This is a genomic window from Terrabacter sp. 05T424, from assembly GCF_056396225.1.
Genome location: NZ_JBFTLB010000001.1, coordinates 166,020 through 188,864, shown reverse-complemented (window position 1 = coordinate 188,864; position 22,845 = coordinate 166,020). Strand labels below are relative to the sequence as shown.

Genomic DNA, 22,845 nt, shown 5'->3' with positions numbered 1-22,845 from the left:
CGACCCACCGGGTCGACCACGTATGCCGCTGGGTCACGCCCAAAAGCCCCTGGCGGTCCACGAAATCGGTTCAGACACAGGGGAACTGACAAGTCGTCATCGGGCGCGGCGCGCTCTGCCGACGACATCGCCGTCGGTGGGCCGCGTTGCGCCCCCTTTCGGATCAAAGGAGATCCAGATGTGTGGAAGCTGCCTTCCTGACGACATCCATACGGCCCTCGGGCACGAAGCCCCGACCGCCGCGGAACCCGACGACCACATGGCTGGTGGAGTCGCGCGCCGCGCGCTCCTCCACGGCGGCCTCGGCGTCGCCTCGGCACTCGGCCTCGCGGTCGCGGCCGCAGGACCCGCCCAGGCCGCCCCGTCCTCCAACGCCCGCCAGATCCGCGGCGACGCCCGCACCAAGGCCGTCCTGGTGGGCACGGCCGGCGGACCGATCTGGCGACAGGCCGCGGGTCGGCGCGGGATCTGCACCGTCGTCGAGGTCGACGGCGCGAGGTACCTCGTCGACGTCGGTCACGGCTCCGCTGCCGGGCTCTACGAGGCCGGCATGATCGGCGGCGCCGACGGCAAGAACGACCTCACCGCCTTTCGCGCCGGGTTCATCACCCACCTGCACTCGGACCACGTCACCGACCTGTCGACCTTACTCGTGCAGGGCTTCATCGCTGGCGGGCTCGGCTCTGCAGCAACGCCTTTCCGACTCCTCGGGCCAGGAGACCGAGGGGCGCTGCCGCACGTCTTCCCGCCCAGCCGGCCCACGCCCGCGGCCTTCAACCCGGGCAACCCGACCCCCGGCACCCGGTCGATGATGGAGCAGCTGCTCGGCGCCTTCGCCACCGACGTCAACGACCGCATCTTCGACGCCGGGTCCCCGCGCATCGACGCGATCGTCCACGCCGAGGACATCCCCCTGCCCCTGGGCGTGACGGCGAACCTCTCGGGGCCGCCCCCTCGGATGCGGCCCTTCCGCATCCACGAGGACGATCGGGTGGCCGTGTCGGCGACCCTCGTTGACCACGGCCAGATGGCACCGGCGTACGCGTACCGCTTCGACTCGGACCACGGCTCCGTCGTCGTCTCGGGCGACACGACGTTGTCGCCGAACCTCCTCGAGCTCGCCGACGGGTGCGACGTCCTACTCCACGAGGTCATCGACTACGACTCCATCGTCGCCAGCATCAACGCGCTCCCGGTCCCCGAGGAGATCAAGCAGGCGTTCCGCAACCACATGTTCGGCGCCCACACGACTGAGGCCCAGCTTGCCGACCTGCTCCGCACCATAGAGGTGGGCACGCTCGTCCTGCACCACGTGGTTCCGGCCAACATCGGGCCCGGCGGCTGGAAGCGCGTCGCGCAGCGGCTCAACCGTGTCGGCAGGACGACCGTCGTGGCGGGCGAGGACGGCATGGTGGTGGGCGCAAAGTGATCGCCGGCACCGCCTGACCATCGACACCCTCCCGACAACGTATGCCGCCGAGTCATGTCAACGTGACCCGGCGGCATACGCAATTGTCTGGCCTTACAGCGAGCTCAGGGCGGCCCTCGCGCGGAACTGAGCACTCGACCGGAAGGTCACGTCGGGAACTGAGCACTCGACCAGAACCCGACCCTCCTCACACCTCGAGTGCCCACTTCCCTACGCCGAACCCCCGTCGGGAACTGAGCACTCGACGGTCCCTCTCAGTCGAGTGCCCAGTTTCCGACACCTCAGCCGGCGCTGGTTTCGGCACTGACGAGGTCGAGCGCGATGTCGACGATCATGTCCTCCTGGCCGCCGACGAGCTTGCGACGGCCGACCTCGAGCAGGATAGAGCGCACGTCGATGCCGTAACGCTGCGACGCCGCCTCCGCGTGGCGCAGGAAGCTGGAGTAGACCCCCGCGTAGCCGAGCGTGAGCGTCTCCCGGTCGACCTGGACGGGCCGGTCCTGAAGGGGGCGCACGAGGTCGTCGGCGGCGTCCTGCAGGGCGAAGAGGTCGCAACGGTGCTTCCACTCGTTGAGGTTGGCGACCGCGACGAACGGCTCGATGGGGCAGTTTCCGGCCCCGGCGCCGTGGCCGGCGAGCGACGCGTCGACGCGCACGACCCCCTCCTCGACGGCGACCACGGAGTTGGCGACGGCGAGCGAGAGGTTCTGGTGGGCGTGGATGCCGATCTGCGTGCTCGGGTCGAGCACGTCACGGTAGGCCCGCACCCGCTCCCGCACGCCGTCCATCGTCAGGCGTCCACCGGAGTCGGTGACGTAGACGCAGCCGGCGCCGTAGGACTCCATCAGCTTCGCCTGGGCGGCGAGCTCGGGCGCGCTGCTCATGTGGCTCATCATGAGGAAGCCAGAGACGTCCATCCCGAGCTCGCGAGCCTTGCTGATGTGCTGAGCCGAGACGTCCGCCTCGGTGCAGTGCGTGGCGACGCGCACCGACCGGACGCCGAGGGAGTACGCGTCCTCGAGCTCGCTGATCGTGCCGATGCCGGGAAGCAGGAGCGTCGTCAAGGTGGCCTGCGAGATGTTCTCCGCGGCGGCCTCGATCCAGGCCCAGTCGCTGTGCGAGCCGGGGCCGTAGTTGAGGCTGCCACCCGCGAGCCCGTCCCCGTGCGCGACCTCGATCGCATCGACGCCGGCCGCGTCGAGGGCCGCGACGATCCGGCCCACGTCCGTGGGGCTGATCCGGTGGCGGACGGCGTGCATCCCGTCGCGCAGCGTGACGTCCTGGATGTAGAGCAGCGGGGTCTCGGTGTTCGGAAGGGTCACGGGAAGGTCTCCTGGGCTGGTGGCGCTGTCGCCGGGGGTGGTGGTCGTGGCGCTCATGCGGTCACTCCTGCGTCGGCCCGCGAGCCGAGGCGCTCGGCGATGGTCTCGGCCACCCGCATGGCCGCGGAGGTCATGATGTCGAGGTTGCCGGCATACGCAGGCAGGTACATCGCCATGCCCTCGACCTCGAGGAAGACGCTCACCTTCGTCGTCACCGCGGGGGCGCCCTTGGGGAGCAGCGTGTGCACCGGCTCGTCGGGCGCGATGGGCGTGAACTGCACCTGCTGCTTGAGCCGGTAGCCGGGCACGTAGTCCTGCACCTTCGCGACCATCTCGTCGACAGAGGCGCGGATCGCCTCGTGCGTCTGCTCGTCGGACGCGCCGATGAGGGCGAAGACGGTGTCGCGCATGATGAGCGGCGGCTCGGCGGGGTTGAGGATGATGATCGCCTTGCCACGCAGCGCCCCCCCGACCTTCTCGATGCCCGCGGTGGTCGTCTCGGTGAACTCGTCGATGTTGGCGCGCGTCCCCGGCCCCGCCGACTTCGACGCGATGGAGGCGACGATCTCGGCGTAGGGCACCGTCGTGACGCGCGAGATGGCGGCGACGATCGGGATGGTGGCCTGGCCACCACAGGTGACGAGGTTGACGTTGTCGGCGTCGTCCTCGAGGAGCTGGTCGAGGTTGACCGGCGGCACGACGTACGGCCCGATGGCTGCCGGCGTCAGGTCGACGAGCTTCTTTCCGTATGCCGCCAGCCTGGCGGCGTTGGCCACGTGGGCCTTCGCGGACGTGGCGTCGAAGACGATGTCGATCTCGTCGAAGCCGTCGAGGGCGATGAGTCCGTCGACCCCGTCGTGGGTCGTCGGAACGCCGAGGCTCGCCGCGCGGCGCAGCCCGTCGGAGGCCGGGTCGATGCCGACCATCGCACCCATCTCGAGGGTGCTTGACAGCCGTATCACCTTGAGCATCAGGTCTGTTCCGATGTTGCCGGGGCCGATGATGGCCACCTTGGTCTTGTTCATCTGTGCTTCCTTCGGGGTCGGTTTCAGGGCGCGCGAGGGCGCGCGAGGGCGCGTGACGGCGCGTGAGAGGTCCTCGCGGCCGCGGACGGGCGCGCCGAGCTCTGGTGCGGGTGAGGGGACGGCTCGAGGTGCGGTCAGGCCGGGGACGCGGCGAACCGCGCCGTCACGGTGCCGAGCGCAGACAGCTCGGCGCGCACCACCGACCCCGGGGTCACCGGGCGCATCGGCCCCAGGGCGCCGGAGAGGACGACCTGGCCGGCACGCAACGGGTCACCGACCTGCTGCGCCGTGCGCGCCAGCCAGAGGAGGGCCTCGAGCGGGTCTCCGAGGCAGGCTGCACCGGTGCCCTCGGACACCAGCTCGTCGTCGGCGTACATCTGCATCTGCACGTCGACAGGCTCGAACTCGTCGAGCGACAGGCGCCGGTCGCCGAGGACGAACAGGCCGCTCGACCCGTTGTCGGCGATCGTGTCGGTGATGCGGATGTCCCAGCCGGCGATGCGGCTGTCGACGATCTCGATCGCCGCCACAGCGTGCTCGACCGCCGCTCTCACGGTCTCGATGTCGAGGTCGTCGCCCTCAAGGTCGGCGCCCAGCACGAAGGCGACCTCGGCCTCGGCCCGCGGCGCCAGCAGGGCCGAGGTCGGGACCTGCTCGTGCGTGGAGACGTCCATGTCGTCGAAGAGAACGCCGAAGTCGGGCTGGTCGACGCCGAGCTGCGCCTGCACTGCGGGCGAGGTCAGGCCGATCTTGCGCCCCACGACGCGGGCGCCCGAGCGCGAGCGTCGTTGTGCGAGCTCGTGCTGCACGGCATACGCGAGGTCCAGGTCGGTCTCGCCGAGGAGGTCGCGCACCGGCGGGCAGGCCTCGCCGCTCCTCGCCGCCTGCTCGAGGCGCTCGACGGCCTCGAGGACGGTGGGGTCGGGGTCCGCCCGGACGTGCGTGGCGGCGGAGGGGTTGGAGACGGTCATGGGGGCTCCTTGTCTGTGTTCCCCCACCCTGCGCGAGTCGGCACCGCGGCCGCCATCACGACGTTCCACTCAGTGGACCCTCATTCCGCTGCGCTCGAACGGCGCAGCGTCGACCGTCGTGCCAGCGTCGCGGCCACCCCGGCCGCGGCGGCCCGCACCGCGACCGCGTGCTTGTCGGGCTGGAACCGCGTCACGGGACCCGTGACGCTGATCGCGGCCGTCGGACGGTCGTCGGGCCCGAGCACGGGCGCGGCGATGCAGACCAGGCCGGTCGCGGACTCCTCGTACTCGTAGGCCACGCCGTCCTCGACGATGCGGTCGAGCTGGCGGCTCAGCGCCCCCGGCGCCGTGATCGTGCGCGGCGTCCGGCGCGTCAGGCCGGCCGCCACGACATCGCCGAGGAGCTCGGGCGGCGAGTGCGCCAGCAGGGCCTTGCCGATGGCCGTGCAGTAGAGCGGCATCCGTCCCCCGAGGCGCGACGGCGAGCTCGCCTGACGGTGACCGCCGATCTTCGCGACGTAGACGACCTCGGCCCCTTCGAGCACACCCAGGTGCACCGTCTCGTGGGTGCGCTCGCGCAGGTCCTCCATGAAGGGGGTCGCCACCTCGAGCAGGCCGCGCTCGAGCGAGGCCCTCATGCCCAGCTCGAAGACGAGGCCGCTGAGGCGGTAGCCGTGGGTGGTTCGCTCGAGCAGCCTCGCCGCTGCGAGGTCGTTCACGACACGGTGCAACGTGCCCTTGGCCAGGCCGGTACGCCGACCGAGCTCAGCCAGCGACAGCCCGTAGTCGTCCGCGGAGAACGCGAAGAGCACGGCGACGACCTTGCCGAGCACCGTGTCGGTGCCGACGTCGGACGGCGTCGACCTCTGCGGTGGCTCGGGACTGCCCATGGCCCAACGGAACCCGACGGCACGCCCGTCGTCAACCTCGGCCTTCGCAGCTGGCACCCGGGGCGCTCCGCCGCCTCAGTCCACCTGGATCGAGCGGATGTGGTTGCCGAAGACCGCGCGGTCGAAGGCGGTCGTGGCCGTGCTCGCGTCGGTGGCGGCGCCCATGGTCAGCAGCAGTGGGACGAAGTGGTCGGCGGTCGGGTGCGCGACGCTGGCGCCCGGACCCTTCGTCAGGTAGTCGGAGAGGCTGTCGACGTCGCCTCGACTTGCTGCGTCCGCTGCCCACTCGTCGAACGCGTCGAGGTGCCCGGCCAGGCCCGGGTTGCGCATCACGGCGAAGCTGTGGGTCATGAACCCCGAACCCATGACGAGCACTCCCTCGTCACGCAGCGCGTGCAGCCTGCGGCCGAGCCGGAGCAACGCCTCCGGCTCGAGGCTCGGCATGGACAGCTGGACCACTGGCACGTCGGCGGCGGGGTACATCGCCATGAGCGGGATGAACGCGCCGTGGTCGAGGCCCCGGTCGGGGAACTGGTGGACCGGGCTGTAGCCGAGGGTGCCCGCGACCCGGTGGGCGAGGTCGTTCGCGTCGGGCGTGGCGTACGGGAGCGTGTAGTAGCGGGGGTGGAAGCCGCCGAAGTCGTAGTAGAGCGGCGTCCCGGCGGCACTGCCGGACAGGGCCGCTGGGGCGTTCTCCCAGTGCGCTGACACGATGACGATCGCTCGCGGCTTCGGCATCGACTGCCCCCACGCGAAGAGGTCGTCGAGCCACTGCGGGTCGTCGAGCGTGGGGGGCGCCCCGTGGCTGACGAACAGTGTGGGGAGACGACCGTCCGCGGGCTCCCACACCCGCTGCTGGCGTGAGACGGGGAGCGCCCGCGCGAGCAGGTCGTCGTAGGCACCGGCGGGCACGGCCGGGTTGAACGGGTCGATCACGCTGCTCATTGTCGTCTCCTGGTCGCGTGCGCCGTGGACCGTGCGTCGTGCTTGTCGGGTGGCCGAGGTCAGGACGTGAACGCCTGGGGCCCGAATCGGGCGACCGCCACCACGAGCGCCAGCACGAGCAGCGCGACGTTGATGCCGATCATCTGGATCTCCCTGCGCCTGGCGTGCGTGATCGCTGCCCCGAGCATCATCGCCGCCAGCCCGGTCGCGGCCAGGGGGACGAGCACGGGAGCCACGCCGACGAGAGCCGGGACCACGAGACCGACGGCGGCCAGCAGCTCGAGGGCACCGATCGCGTTGACCGCGCCCGGGCTGAAGTCCTCGACCCAGGCCAGGCCCGAGGCGGCGAGCTTCTCCTTCGGCTGGGTCAGCTTCATCGCACCGGCGACGGCGAAGGCGGCCGCGAGCAGGCCCGCGATGATCCACAGCACAACGTTCATGACTTCCACATCCTTGGTCGGCACTTCATGTGTGAAGTGATCGTAGAAGTCAATGACTTAATGGAGCAAGTCATTCCCATGTCGTTCCAGTTCATGCGTGAAGGGTGCTACTACGCTCGGTGACATGACAGCAGCCGGGTCCCGTGGCGCCGAGAACGCCGCGCCACGCTGGCTCGACGACGACGAACGTCGCGCCTTCCTGTCGCTCATGAGCGTCGCCGTGCGACTCGAGCCCGCGCTGGATCGGCAGCTGCGGCAGACCGCTCAGCTCAGCCACTTCGAGTACACCGTGCTGGCGGCCCTGTCCGAGGCGCCCGACCACCAGCTGCGGATGAGCGACCTCGCCTGGATGGCCGAAGGCTCACTCCCCCGGCTCTCGCAGGTCGTCGCCCGGCTCGAGAAGCGCGACTGGGTGCGCCGCACCCCCGACCCCGACGACGGCCGCTACACGCTGGCGACTCTCACCGACGACGGCTGGGACAAGGTGGTGGCCACGGCGCCGGGCCACGTCCAGGAGGTCCGCCGGCTCGTCTTCGACGGCTTGACCCGAGCCCAGGTGCGGCAGGTCACCGAGATCGGGAGGCGCATCGTCCGCGCCATCGACCCCGAGGACCGCTGCCTCGACACCTGAGCCCCCGCCGCGGCCGTGGGTCGTGCGGCGCGGCGGGGGCCGCAGGGCCGGCCCGAACGACCGACGAGGTCAGCGGTCGATCATCCGCTGCATGGCCTCCGGGTAGCGGTCGCCCTGCACCTGCACGCTCGTCGACGCCCGGTCGAGCTCTGCGAGGTCCTCGTCGGCGAGCAGGAGGTCGACGGCGCCGAGGTTCTCGTCGAGCCGTCCGAGCCGCCTGGTCCCGGGGATCGGGGTGATCCACGGCCGCTGCGTGAGCAGCCAGGCGAGCGCGACCTGGCCGACGGTGACCTGCTTGCGCTCGGCCACGCCCCGCACCAGGTCGACGAGGGCGAGGTTGGCCTGCAACGCCTCCCGCTCGAAGCGCGGCAACGAGGCACGGACATCCCCCTCGCCGAACTCGGTGGTGGCGGTCACCTGACCGGTCAGGAAGCCGCGCCCGAGCGGGCTGAACGGCACGAAGCCGATGCCGAGCTCCTCCAGCGCCGGCAGGATCGCCTCCTCCGGCTCGCGCCAGAACAGCGAGTACTCGCTCTGCAGCGCCGTGACCGGCTGCACCGCGTGCGCGCGGCGGACGGTCGCGACGCCGGCCTCGGACAGCCCGAAGTGGCGGACCTTCCCGGCCTCGATGAGCTCCTTGACGGTGCCCGCGACCTCCTCGATCGGGACGTCCGGGTCGACCCGGTGCTGGTAGAGCAGGTCGATCGTGTCCGTGCGCAGCCGTCGCAGTGAGCCCTCGACGGCGGCCCGGATGCTGTCGGGTCGGCTGCTGACACCGGTCTGCTTGCCGTTCTCGTCGAAGGCGAAGCCGAACTTCGTCGCGATGACGACGTTCTCACGAACGGGCTGCAGCGCCTCGCCCACGAGCTCCTCGTTGTGGAACGGGCCGTAGACCTCGGCGGTGTCGAAGAACGTGACGCCCCGCTCGACTGCGGCGCGCAGGAACGTGATCATCTCCTCGCGCGGGGGCGGTGGCCCGAACGACTGGCTCATGCCCATGCAGCCGAGGCCGAGGGCGGAGACCTCGAGGCCCGGTGCGCCGAGAGTGCGTGTCTGCATCATGCTTCCTTTCGTCGGATGAACATTGTCGTGCGGGCGTGCCGGCTTGGCGCGATCACGGCCACGACGACGAGCAGGCACAGGGCCATGAGGCCGGCACCCCACCGATCAGCACCATCGGGAGCCCCATCCCGCTCACGTATGCCGTCGAGCGCCACCGTCGCCTTCTCGAGAGCGCGGTGAGGTGCTCGATCATGAAGTTGCTGACGCCGATGGCTCGCACCTTGCCGTCCGCGAGGAGCCTCTCCAAAGCCCGGTACGCCTCCAGCGTCTTGTCGAACGCGGACGGCAGGGCCTGGTGCAGGATCAGCAGGTCGATCTGCTCGTCGCCGCGCTTGCCGGCGCTCTTGTCGAACCCGTGCAGGGTCTGGTCGTTGCCGTAGTCGCTGATCCAGATCTTCGTCTGGAGGAAACCTCGTCACGTGGCACGCCGGAGGCGCGTACGGCCTCGCCGACCTCTCGCTCGTTTGCCGTACGCGGCGGCGGTGTCGATGTGCCGGTAGCCCGTTGCCAGCGCCGCCTCGACGGCGGCGCGGGTCTCCTCCGGCGGGGTCTGGAACACCCCCGGGCCGATCGCGGGCATCTCGACGTGGTTGTTCAGGAGGAGAGTCGTCATGCGTTCGACCGTAGGCGCGGACCCGTGCAGGTGGGAGGGACTGGCAGTACCTCTCAGGCGGCGGCCGAGGACGTCGGGTCGGGTCGGGTGGCCATCGGGACGACCGTGGCCCGGCCCCGGCGCAGGAGGTCGTTGGGAAGCGACAGGCGGAACACCTTCTTCCACGCGGACGCCACCTGACGCGGGAGCGAGCCCGTCGTGTAGGTCAGGCCGTACCTCCGGAAGAGGTCCTGCACCTGCGGGGCGATCTCCTGGTAGCGGTTGCTCGGCAGGTCGGGGAAGAGGTGGTGCTCGATCTGGAAGCTGAGGTTGCCGGTCATGAAGTGCATGGCCTTGCTGCCGCTGATGTTGGCCGAGCCGAGCATCTGGCGCAGGTACCACTCGCCGCGGGTCTCGCCCACGATCGACCGGCGCTCGAAGGTCTCGACGCCCTCGGGAAAGTGACCGCACATGATGACCGAGTGGGTCCAGAGGTTGCGGATGAGGTTGGCGGTGGCGTTGGCCGTCAGCGTGCTGAGGAACGACGGGCCGGACAGGAGCGGGTGGATGACGTAGTCCTTGGTCATCTGGTTGCGGATCTTCTTCAGCGTCACCTTGGCGCGCGCCCGGAAGTCGGGGTCCTGACGGCGCTCCTTGGTGGCGAGGTTCTTGCCGAGCTCCAGGTCGTAGGCGGCGATGCCGTACTCGAAGAAGCAGGCGTTGACGAAGTTCCACAGCGGCTGCGCGGCGTAGAGCGGCACCCAGCGCTGGTCCTCGTCGACGCGCATGATGCCGTAGCCGAGGTCGTTGTCCTTGCCGATGACGTTCGTGTAGGTGTGGTGCAGCTCGTTGTGCGAGTGCTTCCACTGCTCCGACGGACTGGCGTTGTCCCACTCCCACGTCGTCGAGTGGATCTTCGGGTCACGCATCCAGTCCCACTGGCCGTGCATGACGTTGTGGCCGATCTCCATGTTCTCGATGATCTTGGCGACGGCGAGGCCGGCCGTCCCGACGACCCAGGCCGGCGGGAACATCGAGACGAGCAGCACTGCGCGAGAGCCGAGCTCGAGCTTGCGCTGGGTGGCGATGACCTTGCGGATGTAGGTCGCGTCATCGGCGCCGCGGGTGTCGATGACGGACTGACGGATGGCGTCGAGCTCGACGCCGATCTGCTCGATGTCCGCGGCGCTGAGGTGCCCGATGGGGTTGTGGGCCTTCTTCTGCAGGACGGTCATGGTGACTCCTCTTGGGGTCTGTCTCAGTGGTCAGTGGTCGATGACGCAGGCGCCGGCGGCTGCGGAGATGCACGTCTGGATCGGGACGCCCTGGCCCTCGGTCTCGCCCGGCGTCGCCCGCGTGACCTCGCCGGTGCGCAGGTCGCGCACGGCGCCCTCGCGCAGCGGCAGCACGCAGCCGAAGCAGATGCCCATGCGGCACCCGGACGGCATGAGCACGCCGGCGGCCTCGGCGGCGTCGAGGATGGGGGTCGCGCCGTCGGCGTCGACCGTCATGCCGGAGCCGGTGAAGCCGACGGTGCCGCCCTCGCCGACGACGAGCGTTGTCGCCCGGAACTGCTCGGTGAGCAGGCCCAGCCCGCGCTGGTCGTGGTGTCGCTGGAGGGCGTCGAGGAGCCCGCCCGGGCCGCAGGCGAGGGTCGTCCGCTCGTGCAGGTCGGGCACGAGGATGTCGAGGTCGTCGACGTCGAGCACGCCGTGCTCATCGTCGTAGCGGGCGACGAGGCGGATCAGGCCTGCCTCGTCGAGGGCCCGGAGGTTGTCGATGAAGATCGAGTGCGGCTCGCTCGGCGCCACGTGCACGACGACGATGTCGTATGCCGCCGCGCGGGGCAGGCGTACGACGCCCTCCTCGGCGACGGGAAAGAGGTTGCGCAACATGCCGATGACCGGCGTGACGCCGGAGCCGGCCGTGACGAAGAGGAACTTGCCCCCACCGGTGGGAAGCACGAACTCGCCCTGCGCCTGCTCGAGGTGCACGAGCGTGCCCGGTCGCGACTCGCGCACGAGGTGGTTGCTGACCAGGCCGTCGGGCACGGCCTTGACGGTGATGGAGATGTTGCCGTCGGCGCGCGGGCCGTGGGTGAGGGAGTAGGCCCGCCACTGGCGTACGCCGTCGACGTCGACGCCGATGCGCACGTACTGCCCCGGCACGTGGCCGGCCCAGTCGGCGCCCGGGCGGATGACGATGGTGGCCGCGTCGACGGTCTCGGGGCTGACCTCGACGATGCGGCCGCGCAGGTCGGCACCGGGGCGCAGCGGGTCGAAGAGGTCGAGGTAGTCCGCCGGCAGGAGGGGCGACGTCGCGCGCTCGGCCAGGGCGACGATCCGTCGGCGCAGCGACGGTCGGGCGGCTCGGGTCGAGGGTGCTAGCAGGCTCATGTCTCCAGCATGACTGGCAGGCAAGGGTAAGATCCTGACCGCACGGCGTGAAGAATGCGGGAACTCTTGTTCGGGGGGAACAGTTGATGGCGTCAGAGCCTGCACGAGCGACCGCTCGAGGCGCAGCAGACCTCCAGCTCGACCATGCCGTGCTCCGCCAGCTGCGTGAGCGCCTCCCCGCCATCGCTGCGACCACGGTCGCGGCAGTGGTCGACGAGGTCCCCGACTACCGCGGGGCACTCGGTGGGGTGGCGGGCGACACCATCGAGCGCGCCGTGCAGATGGCCATCGCCGGCTTCCTCAAGCTCGCGGGCGGGGGCCGAGACGTCGACGCGAGCACGCCGCTGGGCCCCACCCGCGAGGGCGCGTACGCCCTGGGGCGCGGCGAGGCGCGGGGTGGACGGTCGATGGACAGCCTGCTCGCGGCATACCGAGTCGGGGCGCGGGTGGCGTGGCGCGAGCTGGCCGCCGCCGCGGCCGGGGCGGGGCTCACGGCAGTGACGATGGCGAAGTTCGCCGAGCTGCTCTTCGCCTACATCGACGAGCTGTCGGCTGCCAGCGTCGCCGGGCACACCGACGAGCTGACGACCAGTGGCCGGGTGCGAGACCGCTACCGCGAGCGGCTCGGTCAGCAGCTGCTCGCCCGTGCTGGTGCTGACGTCCTGGCCGCGGCCGCTGCCCGCGCCGAGTGGACCCCGCCGGCGTCCCTGACCGCGGTGCTGCTGCCGGCCGCCGAGGCCCGCCGCGCCATCGCCTCCCTCCACACGGACACCCTCCAGGTCGGCGAGGACCTGCAGGGCATCGAGGACGCCGACCCCGACCACCCGCTCACCCTGCTGCTCGTCCCCGACGCGGACGGCACGGGGCGTCGGCACCTGCTGCGGCAGCTGCGGGGGCGCCACGCCGTCGTCGGGCCACCGCGCCCCTGGGCGGAGGCGCGGTCCTCCTACGACCGCGCCCTGCGCACCGCGGCGCTGGCGCGGCCGTCACGCACCGGGGCTGCGGTGGACAGCGAGCAGCACCTCGCCGACCTCGTGCTGACAGCCGACGCCGAGGCGCTGGCCGACCTGCGCGACCACGCCCTGGCCCCACTCGCCGACCTGTCCCCCGGCACGCGGGAGCGGCTCGCCGAGACCTTGCTGTCGTGGCTGCTGCACCAGGGCCGCCGCGAGGAGGTGGCCGCCGCCCTGCACGTGCACCCGCAGACCGTGCGCTACCGGATGGGGCAGCTCCGCGAGCTCTACGGCGACCGTCTGGCCGACCCAGCGGTGGTGCGTGAGCTCGTGCTCGCCCTCTCCCCGACCCAGTGACTCGCCCTGCTCGGCCGCGCGACCGACGTCCGGTCAGCCCACGATGACGCCTTCGACGGGCTACGGGTCACTCCTCGGCGTAGGTCCAGGCCTGCCTGACAGCCCTTACAGCCCATCGGCTCATCTCCGCCCAACCCGGCTCGTGCGAAACGCTCGTCACCCGCCTCGTCCTCCGCTGGACAGGGCCGCGCCTGCGAGGGCGACAGCCGCGGACGCCAGGGCGGGTGGTGCGTAGTCCGGCCGCCACACCGCGAGGGCGAGCATCGAGAGGGCGTGGGCGGCGTCGACGGCGGCGGCCGGACGGCGCACGGCCACCGGGGCCACGACCTCGGCCAGACCCTGCGCCAGGTGACGCAGCCCGAGGACCTGCGTGACGAGCTGCTCGTCCTGGCTGCAGCCGCGGCCTGCGACGCGCTGCCAGACCTCCTCCGGGAAGGCGAAGAGCACTGCGCCCCAAGCGATCCCGATGGTTCCTACGAACCGCGCCCGCGAGTTTCGCTTCACCGCCGGCGCCTCACGGCCGCGAGGGCGACCCCGGCCACCGCGACTCCGGCGGCCCCGGCCAGCTGCGGGTAGCGGTGTGCCAGCCACTGCTGGCGGCTCGTGGGCTTCGAGCGGCCGCCGAACACCCCGTGGGCGCCGAAGTCACGGCCGTCCGCACCGTCGGCCGGCTCCCAGAGGTTCACCGGCTGGTCGTCGGACCGGGCCTCATCGGTCTGCTGGGCGTCGAAGCCGGTCCGCGCCAGGTAGCGGTCGAGCAGCCCGGGAGCGACGGCGTTGGCCATGAGCGTGGCGACGGTGGTCGCGCCGACCCAGTACTCGCGCCTGCGCGGGTGCTCGGCGGCGAAGACGACGGCCCGGGCAGCGACCTCGGGCTGGTAGATCGGTGGAACCGGCTGGGCGTGACGGGGCAGGCGCGAGAGCACCCAGGAGAACTGCGGCGTGTTGAGCGCCGGCATCTGCACCATCGTGACGTGCACGTTGCTGTGCTCGTGCAGCAGCTCGACCCGCAGCGCCTCATGGAAGCCCTGGATGGCGTGCTTGGCGCCACAGTAGGCCGTCTGCAGTGGGATGCCGCGGTAGGCGAGCGCCGAACCGACCTGCACGATGGTGCCCGCGTCACGCTGCCGCATACGGCTCAGGACCGCCCGGGTCGCGTAGACGTAGCCGAGGTAGCTCACCTCGGTGACGCGGCGGTACTCCTCAGGCGCGATGTCTTCGAACCGGGCGAAGACGGACGTGAAGGCGTCGTTGACCCACACGTCGACGGGACCGAGCTCGGATTCGATGCGCTCGACGGCCGTCTCGATCGCAGCTGCGTCGGAGACGTCGACAGGCACGACCAGGGCTCGACGGCCCTCGGCGCGCACCTCGGCGGCGGCTGCCTCCAGGCCTGTCTCACCCCGCGCGAGCAGCGCGACGTCGCTTCCGTGTCGGGCGAACTCGCGGGCGACGGCCCGGCCGATGCCCCCGCTCGCCCCGGTGACGGCGACGACCTGTGCCATGTGTCCTCCTCGGCGCCTTGCGTGTGCCGCCTCGCGGGGCAGGCGCGCTGAGGCACCCGAGGGGCGGTGAACGGCGACAGGGCCCCCCTACCCCGTTTCGACCACTACCCTCGCGATGGCGTCACGATCGCCTCGGAAGGCGACGTGGTGCGATGGGTCAGCGAGCGAGGGGATGCACCGTCACGTGGTCGGCCACGACGTGCAGGAACTTGCCCCGTGGCTCGGCCACGAGACCGAGCAGGCCGCATCGACTGGAGATCTCGACCGTCTGCGCGTCCAGGATCACGCGCACGTCGCCGCCGTCGAACGGCATCTGCCAGGACGTTCCCGCGGCCTGCGCCTCGAGCAGCCCGTGCCCGACCCGGATCTCGAGGAGCGCATCGTCTCCATTTGTGACGTCCAGCGTTGCGTCGCCCCGGGGCGACCACTCGACGTCGGCGGCCAGGCCCCTGACGAGGCCGGCCGGGACGGCGGGTGACCGGTACCGCTCCAGGTCAGGGTGCGGAGTCGCGACGAGACGGTCACCGTCGGCGCCGATCACGTAGGGCACGCTGTGCGCGCCGACCCACCCTGCGTCGAGGTCCTGGACCCCACGCATCCAGAAGAGCAGGCAGGTCCGTCCAGCATCGTCGCGGAAGGACGAGGGCGCGTAGTAGCTCGGGCCGTGCGTGAGACGGCCCCACGTCTCGGCAGCGAGGTGCCCTGCCGCATACATCCCGAGGGCGTATGCCGCATGGTGCAGCACGTCGTCGGCCCACACCGAGAAGACCATCGCGTGGGCACCGTCGACCTCGATGACCTGCGGGCACTCCCACAGGGTGCCGACCCACAGTGGGTCGACCTCGTCGGTGGACCGCTCCATGGCGACGCCCTCGTAGGTCCACGCGTCCAGGTCGTCGGACCGGTAGCTCAGCGCCATCGCCGTGCCGTCCGTCGTGCCGGCACCGACGAACATGCGCCACGCGTCGGGGTCGCGCACGACGAACGGGTCGCGGTACGCCGAAAGGTCGAGTCCCGGCGGGGCGTCGACGACGACGTCGCCCTTGCGCCACGAGACCCAGTCGGAGTCGGTCGGCGTCGCGACGCGGACGCGACCGATCGAGAAGTCGGGTGCCGTCGTGGCCGTGTAGAAGATGCGCGCGCCTCCGTCCGGTTCGGTGACCAGCGCGCCGGTCCAGATGCCGTCGTCCCCCTCACCGGGTGCGATCGCCACAGGCAGCTCGGTGAGCGACAGCAGGTCGGGACCGGTGGCGTGACCCCAGTGGCAGCCGGGCGCCCACGCCGGGCTGCCCGGCACGTACTGGAAGAACGAGTGATAGCCGCCGTCCCTCGCGGTGATGCCGTGCGGGTCGTTGATCCACCCGGACTGGGGCGTGAAGTGGAACTCGGGCCTCATCGTCATCCCTTCGCCGAGACGATCTTCAACCTGCGGGTCAAGCCTGGAGCGCCGCGCGCCGGATGTCGATCGCGAGGGACGCTCGTCGCTCCCGTGGCATCCACCGACACCCATCCGTTGTCCGCTCGCACGCAGCCCAGGTCGGCACGCAGAGAGCCCTGGGCACGAAACGAGGCCGCACGAGGCCCCGACCCGCGGCCGGCCCGACCCTGGTGCGGCGACGCGGCCGGGGTGCGCAGAGGCGCGTCCCGACGGACCGGCGCCTGACCAACGCCTCTTGACGAGATACCCCATAGGGGTATCTTGGAGTGATGGACCACCACCGTCACCTCTCGACCGCCACCACACGCTCGCTGGTGCGCGACCCCGTCTGCGGGATGGAGGTCGACCCCGCCTCGAGCCAGCACCACCACGAGCTGGACGGGCACACCTTCCACTTCTGCTCCGCGGGGTGCCGTTCCGCCTTCGCAGCGAATCCCGTTGAGTTCCTGACTCGCTCGGAGGGCAACACCCGTGCGGGGCACGACCCCCGGGCCGCCGGCGACGACCGCGTCCACGCGACCCCTTCCCCCGGCGACGAGGTCGAGTGGACGTGCCCGATGCACCCGGAGATCCGCAGGCCCGGCCCCGGCTCGTGCCCGATCTGCGGCATGGCGCTCGAGCCCGTCACCGTGACCGCCAGCAGCGGGCCCAACCCGGAGCTGGCCGACATGACACGCCGGTTCGCCGTCGCGGTCGTCCTCAGCATCCCCGTGCTCGTGCTCTCCATGGGCCGCGAGCTCGTCCCAGCCCTGGAGGACGCGATCTCCGCGACGGCAGCCAACTGGGCCCAGCTCGTCCTGGCCACGCCGATCGTGCTGTGGGCTGGCTGGCCGTTCTTCCAGCGCGGCTGGACCTCCGTGCGCACGCTGAAGCTCAACATGTTCACCCTCATCGCCATGGGCACCGGGGTGGCGTGGCTGTTCAGCGTGGTCGCGACCGTCGCGCCGGGTGTCTTCCCTGAGGCGTTCCGGATGGACGGTGCGGTCGCCGTCTACTTCGAGGCCGCCGCCATCATCACCGCGCTCGTGCTGCTCGGACAGGTCCTCGAGCTGCGCGCCCGGGAGAGCACGACCGGCGCGATCCGCGCGCTGCTCGACCTCACGCCCACGACGGCCCGGCGCATCGAGCCCGACGGCTCGGAGTTCGAGGTCCCCCTCGACGAGGTGCAGCTCGGCGACCTGTTGCGCGTCCGCCCCGGAGAGTCGGTTCCGGTCGACGGGTCCGTGCGCGACGGCAGGTCCACGGTCGACGAAGCCATGGTCACGGGCGAGTCCATGCCGGTCACCAAGGCCGCAGGCGACACCGTCATCGGAGGCACCGTCAACCGGACCGGATCGCTGGTCATCCGGGCCGACAAGGTCGGACGGGACACCATGCTCGCCCGCATCGTGCAGATGGTCGCCGAGGCGCAACGGTCACGCGCGCCCATCCAGCGGCTCGCCGACCGGGTGTCGGCCCTGTTCGTGCCGGCCGTCATCGCGGTCGCTGTTGCTGCGTTCGCCGTGTGGGCCGCCGTCGGCCCGGACCCGCGCCTCGCGCACGCCCTCGTCGTCGCCGTGAGCGTCCTCATCATCGCCTGCCCGTGCGCGCTCGGCCTCGCCACGCCGGTCTCGATCATGGTCGGCGTCGGGCGCGGCGCCTCGCTCGGCGTCCTCATCAAGAACGCCGAGGCGCTGGAGCTCATGGAGAAGGTCAACACCCTTGTCGTCGACAAGACCGGCACCCTCACGCAGGGCCGCCCCTCCGTCACGCACGTCAGCGCCGCTGACGGGGTCGCCGAGCAGGAGGTCCTCCGGCTGGCGGCCGCCGTCGAGCGCGCCAGCGAGCACCCGCTCGGCCTGGCGGTCGTGGGCGCCGCGACCGACGCCAGCCTGGTCGTTCCTGACGTCACGGACTTCGACGCCCCCAGCGGCAAGGGCGTCACCGGCACGGTCGACGAACACCGGGTGCTGGTGGGCAGCAGGCCGTTCCTCGTCGGCGAGGGCGTGGACACCGCCCGCCTCGACCTCGAAGCCGACCGGCTGCGCGCCGACGGGGCCAGCGCCGTCTACGTCGCGGTCGATGGTCGCGTCGCGGGCGTGCTCGCCATCGCCGACCCGGTCAAGGAGACGACTCCCGCTGCGCTGAAGGCCCTACGCGACGACGGGATCGAGGTCGTCATGCTCACCGGCGACAACACGGTCACGGCCCAGGCCGTCGCCCGCACCCTCGGCATCGACCGCGTCGAGGCCGAGGTGCTCCCCGCGCACAAGAGCGAGGTCGTCAAGGCGCTGCGCGCCGAGGGCCGGGTGGTGGCCATGGCCGGGGACGGCGTCAACGACGCCCCCGCCCTCACCGCGGCAGACGTGGGCATCGCGATGAGCACCGGCACCAACGTCGCCATCGAGAGCGCCGGCGTCACCCTGCTCAAGGGTGACCTCACCGGCATCGTCCGCTCCCGCGCACTCTCCAGGGCGACCATGTCGAACATCCGCCAGAACCTCGTGTTCGCCTTCGTCTACAACGCCGCCGGCATACCCCTTGCGGCCGGCGTGCTGTACCCGCTGTTCGGCCTGCTGCTCTCACCGATGATCGCCGCGGCAGCCATGGCGCTGTCATCCGTCAGCGTCATCGGCAACGCCCTGCGGCTGCGGAGCCGACGGCTGTAGCGGAAGGGTGAGAGGCGCCTGCCATCAGTCGGCGGGCGCGGGCGGGTCACCGGCGACGAGGCAGGTAGCGGTGCTCGGGCCGGCCGGTGGAGCCGTAGGACAGGTCGAGGTCGATGAGCTGCTTCCTGACCAGGGTGGCGAGATAGCGCTGGGCCGTCGGGCGGCTGGCGCCGAGGAGCTCGGCCACCTCAGCGGCGCCGATGGACTTCGGCGCCGCCGTCACGATCTCGAGGACGCGGGCCATCGTCGGCTGCAGCCCGCGGACCGTGGCGGCCGTGCGGGAGGGGGTGCTCCTCAGGCTGTACAGCGAGTCGACGACCTCCTGGTCGACGTCACGCTGGCCAACGGGTGCTCGTTGGAGCCGCTCGGTCCACGCGCGATAGGCCTCCAGCTGCTCGCGCAGGGCCGCGAAGGTGAACGGCTTGACGAGGTAGTAGAAGGCGCCGAGCTGCATGGAGGTGCGGACCGAGTCCAGGTCGCGGGCAGCGGTGACGAGCAGGAAGTCCGGAACGGCGCGGCTGGTGGCCGTGAGCCTGCGCACGAGGTCGAGGCCGGTGTAGTCGGGCAGGTACATGTCGAGCAGCAGGAGGTCGGGTGCTGCCTCACCGACGAGCCGCTCGGCCTCGGCCCCGCTGTGCGCCTCGCCGACGACCCGGAAGCCCTCGACTCTCGTGATCGCGAGGGCGTGCGCGTGAGCCACGTGGTAGTCGTCGTCGACGACGAGGACGTCGATCATGCGGCTCCCTCCCGGACCCGGATCGGCAGTGACACGTCGAAACGAGCACCGCCCGGTGACGACGCAGAGATGGTGCCACCCGACCGGGTGACGAGCCGGTGCACGAGAGCAAGCCCGACGCCGCGACGCATCACGCCGCGGGGGCTCTTGGTCGAGTAGCCGTCGACGAAGACGTCGTCGATCCGGTCGGCGGGGATGCCGGGCCCGGAGTCGACGACGGTCAGGTGCAGGGCACCCTCGCGGACGCAGAGGGTCACCGTGACCTCGCCACGGGGATGGCGCCCTGCCGTACGCGCGTCGTCGGCGACGGCATCGACCGCGTTGTCGATGAGGTTGCCCAGCACGGTCGTGACGGGCAGGCCCTCCACGTCGACCGCCTCGACACGACTCTGCGGGTCGAGGCGGACCATGACGTCGCGCTCGGCCGCCACCGTGGTCTTGGCCAGCAGGAGGGCCACGACGACGGGTGCAGCGATGCGCGAGCGGATCTCCTCGCTCACGAGCGAGGTCTCCTGCCAGAGCTGCTGGCTGTACTGCGTCGCCTCCTCGACCTCACCCATCTCGAGCAGCACCGCGAGCACGTGCAGCCGGTTGGAGAACTCGTGCTCCTGGGCGCGTAGGGCCGTGGTCAGACCCTCGACGGAGTCCAGCTGCCGCAGTAGTCCCTCCAGCTCGGTGCGGTCGCGGATCGTCACGACCCAGCCCGCGTCGCGGCCGCCGACGACGACCGGCATCCGGTTGAGCACGAGCAAGTGCTCGTCGGTGACCGCGACGAGGTCGGTGCCGTCGGCCTCCCCGGTCACGACGCGACGCAGGTGACCCGGCGGCAGGACGTCCTCCACCGCCTGTCCGAGCCGTGCGGTCTCGAGGCCGAGGAGCCGGCGCGCCTCGCTGTTCAGCACGTTGATCGCCCCGTCCGCGTCGACGCCGAGGACCCCCTCGCGGATACCGTGCAACATGGCCTCGCGCTCCTGCACGAGAGCGACGATCTCGGCCGGCTCCACGCCGAAGGTCACCCGCTTGATGGCCCGGGCGAGCAGGAGCGAGGCGAGCACGCCGAGGCCGAGGGCGAGAAGGCTGTAGAGCGCGATGTCGGCCACCTCGGCGGACACCCTCACGCCGACCTCCGACTCGAGGATGCCGACCGACACCTCACCGACCGGTCGGCCGGACGCGTCGAGGACCGGCGCCCGCGAGTTCGCCGAACGGCCCAGGCTGCCCTCGTCGATGCCGGTGTGCACGTGACCGTCGAGCGCCACGACGGGCTCCTCGACTCGCTGTCCGACCAGCGACGGGTTGGGGTGTGAGTAGCGCAGGCCGTCGCGGTCGATGATGACGACGTACGACGCCTGGGTCGCGGCGCGGATGCGCTCGGCGAGCTGGGCGAGCTCGTGCTGCGGGTCCCCGTCGCGCAACGCTGCCGCGACCTCCGGCATGCGGCCGACCGTGACCGCCACGGTGGTCGCCTGCTCGGTGGCCTGGGCGTCTGCCGCCTGCCCGGTGAGTCGGATGTAGAACCCGAACCCGACGGCCATCGTCACGACGACGATGCCGAGGACGGCGAAGAGGATGCGGGACGCCAGCGTCCGGCCGAACCTCGGCATACCCCTCCTCACGCACCTCTCCTCACACCGTCGTTGCTCCGTCCAGCATGACTGAGCAGAACGCACAAAACCACGGACAACGCGAGTATCACGATCAAGGCGCACAAGACTTCAGCGCCGGTCCCGCCCGCTCTTACGGTGACGCAACTCAACGAAGAGAAAGGGTTTCGGTCCATGGCAGCCATCGAGCTACGCAACGTCACCAAGACCTTCCCCACCAGCGGGGGCGGCACGTACACCGCCATCGAGAACCTCAGCCTCACCGTCGAAGAGGGCCAGTTCTGCGCCGTCGTCGGTCCCACCGGCTGCGGGAAGTCCACCACCCTGACGCTTGTGTCCGGGCTGGAGCGTCCCACCCGTGGCGAGGCCGTGGTCCACGGGAAGCCAGTCCAGGGCATCGACACGAGCACCGGCTTCGTCTTCCAGCAGGACGCCGTCTTCCCGTGGCGCACCGTCCTCGACAACGTCGCGGCGGGGCCCCTCTACCGCGGGCAGTCCCGCGCGGAGGCCACCGGCCTGGCGCGCGACTGGCTGCGCCGCGTCGGCCTGGCCGGCTTCGAGGACCGCTACCCGCACCAGCTGTCCGGAGGCATGCGCAAGCGCGTCGCCCTCGCCCAGACCCTCGTCAACCAGCCGCGGATCCTCCTCATGGACGAGCCGTTCAGCGCGCTCGACGTGCAGACCCGCGCCATCATGTCGACCGAGCTGCTGCAGCTGTGGGACCAGACGCGTCCGGCCGTCGTCTTCGTCACGCACGACCTCGAGGAGGCCATCGCCCTCGCCGACAAGGTCGTCGTCATCACCGCGGGCCCGGGCACCGTCAAGGCCGAGTTCGAGATCGACCTGCCCCGGCCGCGCGTCGTGCAGGAGATCCGGCTGGATCCGCGGTTCACGCGTCTCTACGGCCAGATCTGGGAGGCGCTTCGCGCCGAGGTCGAGGAGGCGTACGCGCGCACGACCCGCCTGACGGAGGTGGCCTCGTGAACGACGCCGCGATCCGCCAGGACGGGTCCCTGACCGCTCAGGCCACCGAGGTCCGTCCCGTCCCGCCGGCGGACGCCCCGGCACGCTCGACGTCGCCGCAGGCCCGAGCCCGCAACCGGCGTCTGCGCCTGGCCGGTGTGCGCCTCGGCATCGTCGTCGTCCTCGTCGCTGCCTGGCAGCTGTGCGTGCACGCCACCATCGTCGACCCGTTCTTCTGGGGCGAGCCGACCGGCGTGTGGAGCACCCTCGTCGACTGGTTCACGATCGGCACCCCGCAGGGCTCGCTCGGCACGCAGATCCTCGTCACGCTCGAGGAGGCCGTGCTCGGCTTCATCATCGGCGCCGTGCTCGGCGTCGTCTTCGGCATCGCGCTGGGCCGCATCCAGATCCTGTCGGAGATCTTCGCCCCGTTCCTCAAGGCGGCCAACTCGATCCCCCGCATCATCCTGGGCTCGATCTTCACGGTCGCGTTCGGGTTCGGCATCCAGTCGAAGGTCATCCTCGCCGTCGTCCTCGTCTTCTTCGGCGTCTTCTTCAACGCCTTCCAGGGCAGCCGCGAGGTCGACCGCAACCTCGTCGCCAACGCCCGGCTCCTGGGGGCCTCACGCTGGCGGGTCACCCGCGACGTCGTGCTCCCCTCGGCCTTCACGTGGATCCTCGCCAGCCTGCACATCAGCTTCGGCTTCGCCCTCATCGGCGCGCTCGTCGGCGAGATCCTCGGCGCCAACGAGGGACTCGGCCTGCTGATCCGCTCCTCGCAGAACAACTTCGACATGAACGGCGTCCTCGCCGGGATGGTCCTCGTCGCCACCATCGCGCTCACCGCAGAAGGGCTCATCACGCTCCTCGAACGTCGCCTCCTGCGCTGGCGGCCCCCGCAGACCCACGGAGGCGCGCACGAGTAGCTCCCGCCGCCC

At 71.1% G+C, this 22,845-nt stretch carries 20 protein-coding genes and 1 pseudogene; 6 read left to right on the top strand and 15 right to left on the bottom strand.

The annotated features are described in order from the left end of the window. The first annotated feature begins 178 nt into the window (after nt 1–178). Nucleotides 179–1,429, top strand: coding sequence for an MBL fold metallo-hydrolase (locus AC1DE0_RS00820; RefSeq protein WP_478096100.1), 1,251 nt, complete (start codon nt 179–181; stop codon nt 1,427–1,429). A 281-nt stretch (nt 1,430–1,710) separates the two neighbouring features. Here the strand turns inward: AC1DE0_RS00820 and dmpG are convergent, their stop codons facing one another. The 6 genes from dmpG to AC1DE0_RS00790 all read right to left on the bottom strand — a co-directional run bounded on the left by dmpG (nt 1,711) and on the right by AC1DE0_RS00790 (nt 7,022). Next, the gene (dmpG, locus tag AC1DE0_RS00815; RefSeq protein ID WP_478096099.1) at nt 1,711–2,808 is read right to left on the bottom strand and encodes a 4-hydroxy-2-oxovalerate aldolase; all 1,098 of its coding nucleotides are present in this window, start codon (nt 2,806–2,808) and stop codon (nt 1,711–1,713) included. Continuing rightward, complete coding sequence (locus AC1DE0_RS00810) at nt 2,805–3,776, bottom strand: acetaldehyde dehydrogenase (acetylating) (protein WP_478096098.1); 972 nt, start codon at nt 3,774–3,776, stop codon at nt 2,805–2,807. The genes dmpG and AC1DE0_RS00810 overlap by 4 nt, the downstream gene beginning before the upstream one ends. Before the next feature lie 134 nt (nt 3,777–3,910). Next, nucleotides 3,911–4,747 (bottom strand): 2-keto-4-pentenoate hydratase, encoded by an 837-nt coding sequence (locus AC1DE0_RS00805; RefSeq protein ID WP_478096097.1) that lies wholly within the window; start codon nt 4,745–4,747, stop codon nt 3,911–3,913. Between the two features lie 80 nt (nt 4,748–4,827). Continuing rightward, nucleotides 4,828–5,637 (bottom strand): IclR family transcriptional regulator, encoded by an 810-nt coding sequence (locus tag AC1DE0_RS00800; RefSeq protein ID WP_478096096.1) that lies wholly within the window; start codon nt 5,635–5,637, stop codon nt 4,828–4,830. Between the two features lie 75 nt (nt 5,638–5,712). Continuing rightward, nucleotides 5,713–6,582 (bottom strand): DODA-type extradiol aromatic ring-opening family dioxygenase, encoded by an 870-nt coding sequence (locus tag AC1DE0_RS00795; protein WP_478096095.1) that lies wholly within the window; start codon nt 6,580–6,582, stop codon nt 5,713–5,715. A gap of 59 nt (nt 6,583–6,641) precedes the next feature. Beyond that, a complete protein-coding gene (locus tag AC1DE0_RS00790) occupies nt 6,642–7,022 on the bottom strand; it encodes a DoxX family protein (RefSeq protein ID WP_478096094.1) in 381 nt (126 codons plus the stop codon). A gap of 124 nt (nt 7,023–7,146) precedes the next feature. Here AC1DE0_RS00790 and AC1DE0_RS00785 point away from each other — a divergent pair, with 124 nt between their 5' ends. Then, nucleotides 7,147–7,653 carry a MarR family winged helix-turn-helix transcriptional regulator gene (locus AC1DE0_RS00785; protein WP_478096093.1) on the top strand — a complete coding sequence of 169 codons (507 nt, stop codon included), beginning with the start codon at nt 7,147–7,149 and terminating at the stop codon, nt 7,651–7,653. A 69-nt stretch (nt 7,654–7,722) separates the two neighbouring features. On the opposite strand, the gene AC1DE0_RS00780 is transcribed toward AC1DE0_RS00785, so the two are convergent. From AC1DE0_RS00780 to AC1DE0_RS00765, 4 genes and pseudogenes are all read right to left on the bottom strand, one after another. After that, complete coding sequence (locus tag AC1DE0_RS00780) at nt 7,723–8,712, bottom strand: aldo/keto reductase (RefSeq protein WP_478096092.1); 990 nt, start codon at nt 8,710–8,712, stop codon at nt 7,723–7,725. Between the two features lie 172 nt (nt 8,713–8,884). Beyond that, nucleotides 8,885–9,328, bottom strand: a pseudogene (locus AC1DE0_RS00775) (aldo/keto reductase); the annotation flags it as partial. Between the two features lie 53 nt (nt 9,329–9,381). Then, a complete protein-coding gene (locus AC1DE0_RS00770) occupies nt 9,382–10,542 on the bottom strand; it encodes a fatty acid desaturase family protein (RefSeq protein ID WP_478096091.1) in 1,161 nt (386 codons plus the stop codon). A gap of 30 nt (nt 10,543–10,572) precedes the next feature. Further along, nucleotides 10,573–11,703, bottom strand: coding sequence for a ferredoxin reductase (locus AC1DE0_RS00765; protein WP_478096090.1), 1,131 nt, complete (start codon nt 11,701–11,703; stop codon nt 10,573–10,575). Between the two features lie 86 nt (nt 11,704–11,789). On the opposite strand from AC1DE0_RS00765, the gene AC1DE0_RS00760 reads away from it, so the two are divergent. Further along, complete coding sequence (locus tag AC1DE0_RS00760; protein WP_478096089.1) at nt 11,790–13,013, top strand: PucR family transcriptional regulator; 1,224 nt, start codon at nt 11,790–11,792, stop codon at nt 13,011–13,013. 156 nt (nt 13,014–13,169) lie between these two features. Here the strand turns inward: AC1DE0_RS00760 and AC1DE0_RS00755 are convergent, their stop codons facing one another. The 3 genes from AC1DE0_RS00755 to AC1DE0_RS00745 form a co-directional block, all read right to left on the bottom strand. Further along, on the bottom strand, nt 13,170–13,517 hold the full coding sequence (locus AC1DE0_RS00755; RefSeq protein ID WP_478096088.1) for a hypothetical protein: 348 nt from the start codon (nt 13,515–13,517) through the stop codon (nt 13,170–13,172). Beyond that, nucleotides 13,514–14,518, bottom strand: coding sequence for an SDR family oxidoreductase (locus tag AC1DE0_RS00750; RefSeq protein ID WP_478096087.1), 1,005 nt, complete (start codon nt 14,516–14,518; stop codon nt 13,514–13,516). Before AC1DE0_RS00750 ends, AC1DE0_RS00755 begins: the two co-directional genes overlap by 4 nt. A gap of 157 nt (nt 14,519–14,675) precedes the next feature. Further along, entirely contained in the window at nt 14,676–15,914 is a 1,239-nt protein-coding gene (locus AC1DE0_RS00745) for a glycoside hydrolase family 32 protein (RefSeq protein ID WP_478096086.1), read from the bottom strand. Between the two features lie 311 nt (nt 15,915–16,225). Between AC1DE0_RS00745 and AC1DE0_RS00740 the strand changes: the two genes are divergently transcribed. Continuing rightward, nucleotides 16,226–18,604 carry a heavy metal translocating P-type ATPase gene (locus AC1DE0_RS00740; RefSeq protein WP_478096085.1) on the top strand — a complete coding sequence of 793 codons (2,379 nt, stop codon included), beginning with the start codon at nt 16,226–16,228 and terminating at the stop codon, nt 18,602–18,604. Nucleotides 18,605–18,650: 46 nt separating this feature from the next. Here AC1DE0_RS00740 and AC1DE0_RS00735 read toward each other — a convergent pair whose 3' ends face one another. Then, nucleotides 18,651–19,340 carry a response regulator gene (locus AC1DE0_RS00735; protein ID WP_478096084.1) on the bottom strand — a complete coding sequence of 230 codons (690 nt, stop codon included), beginning with the start codon at nt 19,338–19,340 and terminating at the stop codon, nt 18,651–18,653. After that, a complete protein-coding gene (locus tag AC1DE0_RS00730; protein WP_478096083.1) occupies nt 19,337–20,944 on the bottom strand; it encodes an ATP-binding protein in 1,608 nt (535 codons plus the stop codon). Before AC1DE0_RS00730 ends, AC1DE0_RS00735 begins: the two co-directional genes overlap by 4 nt. Nucleotides 20,945–21,118: 174 nt before the next feature. On the opposite strand from AC1DE0_RS00730, the gene AC1DE0_RS00725 reads away from it, so the two are divergent. Beyond that, nucleotides 21,119–21,928: an ABC transporter ATP-binding protein gene (locus AC1DE0_RS00725; RefSeq protein ID WP_442289915.1), complete on the top strand. Its 810-nt coding sequence runs from the start codon at nt 21,119–21,121 to the stop codon at nt 21,926–21,928. Continuing rightward, nucleotides 21,925–22,833, top strand: a complete 909-nt coding sequence (locus tag AC1DE0_RS00720; RefSeq protein ID WP_478096082.1) for an ABC transporter permease — start codon at nt 21,925–21,927, stop codon at nt 22,831–22,833. The genes AC1DE0_RS00725 and AC1DE0_RS00720 overlap by 4 nt, the downstream gene beginning before the upstream one ends. The last annotated feature ends 12 nt before the right edge of the window (nt 22,834–22,845 follow it).

Excerpts from the sequence above, each read along its gene's own strand:
- AC1DE0_RS00800 (WP_478096096.1), bottom strand. The coding sequence starts at position 5,637 with ATGGGCAGTCCCGAGCCACCGCAGAGGTCGACGCCGTCCGACGTCGGC.
- AC1DE0_RS00730 (WP_478096083.1), bottom strand. The coding sequence starts at position 20,944 with ATGCCGAGGTTCGGCCGGACGCTGGCGTCCCGCATCCTCTTCGCCGTC.
- AC1DE0_RS00795 (WP_478096095.1), bottom strand. The coding sequence starts at position 6,582 with ATGAGCAGCGTGATCGACCCGTTCAACCCGGCCGTGCCCGCCGGTGCC.
- AC1DE0_RS00765 (WP_478096090.1), bottom strand. The coding sequence starts at position 11,703 with ATGAGCCTGCTAGCACCCTCGACCCGAGCCGCCCGACCGTCGCTGCGC.
- AC1DE0_RS00735 (WP_478096084.1), bottom strand. The coding sequence starts at position 19,340 with ATGATCGACGTCCTCGTCGTCGACGACGACTACCACGTGGCTCACGCG.
- AC1DE0_RS00725 (WP_442289915.1), top strand. The coding sequence starts at position 21,119 with ATGGCAGCCATCGAGCTACGCAACGTCACCAAGACCTTCCCCACCAGC.
- AC1DE0_RS00750 (WP_478096087.1), bottom strand. The coding sequence starts at position 14,518 with ATGGCACAGGTCGTCGCCGTCACCGGGGCGAGCGGGGGCATCGGCCGG.
- AC1DE0_RS00745 (WP_478096086.1), bottom strand. The coding sequence starts at position 15,914 with ATGAGGCCCGAGTTCCACTTCACGCCCCAGTCCGGGTGGATCAACGAC.
- AC1DE0_RS00780 (WP_478096092.1), bottom strand. The coding sequence starts at position 8,712 with ATGCAGACACGCACTCTCGGCGCACCGGGCCTCGAGGTCTCCGCCCTC.
- AC1DE0_RS00785 (WP_478096093.1), top strand. The coding sequence starts at position 7,147 with ATGACAGCAGCCGGGTCCCGTGGCGCCGAGAACGCCGCGCCACGCTGG.
- AC1DE0_RS00740 (WP_478096085.1), top strand. The coding sequence starts at position 16,226 with ATGGACCACCACCGTCACCTCTCGACCGCCACCACACGCTCGCTGGTG.
- AC1DE0_RS00760 (WP_478096089.1), top strand. The coding sequence starts at position 11,790 with ATGGCGTCAGAGCCTGCACGAGCGACCGCTCGAGGCGCAGCAGACCTC.
- AC1DE0_RS00810 (WP_478096098.1), bottom strand. The coding sequence starts at position 3,776 with ATGAACAAGACCAAGGTGGCCATCATCGGCCCCGGCAACATCGGAACA.
- AC1DE0_RS00805 (WP_478096097.1), bottom strand. The coding sequence starts at position 4,747 with ATGACCGTCTCCAACCCCTCCGCCGCCACGCACGTCCGGGCGGACCCC.
- AC1DE0_RS00790 (WP_478096094.1), bottom strand. The coding sequence starts at position 7,022 with ATGAACGTTGTGCTGTGGATCATCGCGGGCCTGCTCGCGGCCGCCTTC.
- AC1DE0_RS00770 (WP_478096091.1), bottom strand. The coding sequence starts at position 10,542 with ATGACCGTCCTGCAGAAGAAGGCCCACAACCCCATCGGGCACCTCAGC.
- dmpG (WP_478096099.1), bottom strand. The coding sequence starts at position 2,808 with ATGAGCGCCACGACCACCACCCCCGGCGACAGCGCCACCAGCCCAGGA.
- AC1DE0_RS00820 (WP_478096100.1), top strand. The coding sequence starts at position 179 with ATGTGTGGAAGCTGCCTTCCTGACGACATCCATACGGCCCTCGGGCAC.